Origin of the sequence: Ornithinibacillus contaminans (assembly GCF_001038425.2) — a bacterium.
Lineage (GTDB): Bacteria > Bacillota > Bacilli > Bacillales > Amphibacillaceae > Ornithinibacillus > Ornithinibacillus contaminans.
Window position 1 is genome coordinate 1 of the sequence record NZ_LDPV02000043.1, and the last position, 2,247, is coordinate 2,247.

3 protein-coding genes are annotated in these 2,247 nt (G+C 38.5%); all 3 read right to left on the minus strand.

The genetic code is table 11. The features are described 5' to 3' along the window. Window positions 1–11 precede the first annotated feature (11 nt). Window positions 12–959: an IS30 family transposase gene (locus tag JF53_RS10765; RefSeq protein ID WP_047982132.1), complete on the minus strand. Its 948-nt coding sequence runs from the start codon at window positions 957–959 to the stop codon at window positions 12–14. A 113-nt stretch (window positions 960–1,072) separates the two neighbouring features. After that, window positions 1,073–1,507, minus strand: coding sequence for an SMI1/KNR4 family protein (locus tag JF53_RS10770; RefSeq protein WP_047982127.1), 435 nt, complete (start codon window positions 1,505–1,507; stop codon window positions 1,073–1,075). 15 nt (window positions 1,508–1,522) lie between these two features. Beyond that, window positions 1,523–2,247: hypothetical protein (locus tag JF53_RS17875; RefSeq protein WP_236686940.1), on the minus strand; the 725-nt coding region annotated here is incomplete at its 5' end.

A 2,247-nucleotide genomic window follows, 5' to 3' on the forward strand; every position in this document is an offset into this window, starting at 1 on the left:
ATGACAGTTTGTCAAATTAAGCGCAACAGTTCTTCCTGAAACGCTTCGTGTGTAGTTTTCCAATTCAAACATTTTCTTGGTCTATTGTTGATTAGTGATAGTGCATTTTCGAGTTCTTTGTCTGAGACTTTAGCCAAATCGGTTTTCTTAGGGAAGAACTCTCTTAATAGACCATTCGCATTCTCGTTGCTGCCACGTTGCCATGAAGAGTAAGGATCCGCAAAATACACCTGAATGTCTGTATCTTGCTCTATCGCGCTATAACATGCGAATTCTTTACCTCTGTCAACTGTGGCGGTTTGAAATGCACCAGAGGGCAATTGTCCATTTAAAGTTCGTATGGCTTGTTCCATAGAGGTGGCAGATCGGTTCGACATTTTAAGTGCTATGTACCATCTAGTTTTTCGTTCTACAAACGTGGCGAAACATCCTTTGCTTTTGCCACGGCTTGAGACAACGCTATCAAGCTCCCAATGTCCAAAAGTTTCTCGCTTTCTAACCGCTTTTGGTCGTTCCGTAATGGAAGTTCCAACATTAAATCGCCCCCTTGTTTCTTGGGGTTTCTGACGCTTTCCTTTGTGGCGAAGAACATTTAAGTCTTGTTCCACTAACAGTCCTTGATAAATCCAGCGATAAATGGTTTTAAAGCTGATGGAACCTTGGAATAAGCGACCTACGATTTGTTCTGGCGACCAGGTGAGCACTAACTTTTCATTAATGACTTCGGCTAGCTCTAGAGACCATTTACCAATACGCCCACAATTTAATCTACGTTCGTTATAGTTCTCTTGTGCCTTTTCAGATTGATACAAACCTCTTTGTGAATTGCGTTTTAATTCTCTTGAGATCGTAGATGGTGAACGTTCTAGTTTTTCAGCGATAGTACGGATAGATTTTCCTTGATCATAAAGCGTTTCTATACGTGCTCTTTCAAATGTGGTAAGATGTTTGTAGCTCATAACAGTCCTCCGTGTATGTGTTGGTGTGGTTACTTACATTTTACACGAAGCTGTTATGGGCTGTTTTGTTTTAGTTACAATTTTTAGGTGTTGCACTTAATTTTACAATTCGTCTAATTAAAAAAAGTCGGCAACTGTTTTAACCATTCTTCAAAGTTATTAGCTTCTTTATCTATATTAGTTTCTTCATGTGAATAATAGTAAACTCCTGTGTTTGGACACTCATTAGAAACAAGGCAAAAGTAGTCCCCATTACCTATACTATAAAACGGGATTAATTCTTCCTTCCAATTGCCCTGTTTGATTTCATAGTCATAGGTAAATTCAATAGTATCATTTCCATTTGTTTTACCATTGGAAACATTTAAGATATCTCCTGGAAATGAATATTCAGACATTAGTTCTATAAAAAATTTAAATTCCGGTGGAAATTGACATCCAAATTTTTTTTCGATATTTTCCCAATCACTTGCCGAAGGAATATCTAAATTTCCTAATTCTTTATCTAATATACCATCTAATAAATTTGCAATCTCATCTCTTGTCACTTGCTTTTCCTCCTTTTAAACCCCTTCTCCTGGTAGTATATATTCTTTTCCTCTTTCTTTATAGTGTTCTCTAATCTCCTTGGCTCTTTGAGAAGGAGTTAACTGGGAAGGTTTATCATGACGTGTATGATTTCCTCCACCTCTATGAGTGCTTTGTTCTAACTCATCTAATATCCCACCATTTTTAACAGGGACTTGTTGTCTATGGTGTGCTTCTATATTTTTATCACCATGCGTCATTTTAGTTGTTGGTCCTTTTCCTTGACGCATTCTTATGACTTCTTTTATTGTTTTTGGTTCATATCTTACAGGTGGTATAGACATAGGTGGGTCTGGATTTGGATAATTTGATGGGCTTAGCTTAGCATTATCTATACCCTTAGTACCTCCGACCTTCTCTACACCCTTCACTACAGCCTTAACATCATCAGCCTTCCTACCTAAACTCGTAGCCGCGTCGACTCCGAGTTTTACACCTTTTACGGCTTTTCCAAATGGATTTGGTATTAAGCTAATGAATGCTATACTTTTGTCTAACACGGATGCATTCGGGTCTGCAAGGGTTCTGATGTCATCCATGAACAGGAAGTCTGCTGCATCTTTTAGGAAGCCCCCAACTTTGGAGAACAAGCCCTTTTTCTTCGGTTCTGGTTTGGCCACAGTCGGTTTAATAGAATTCTTCATAGACGAACCAGTCTTATATGACGCTAGTGTAGCATACGAACTATTTCGCTGTACAT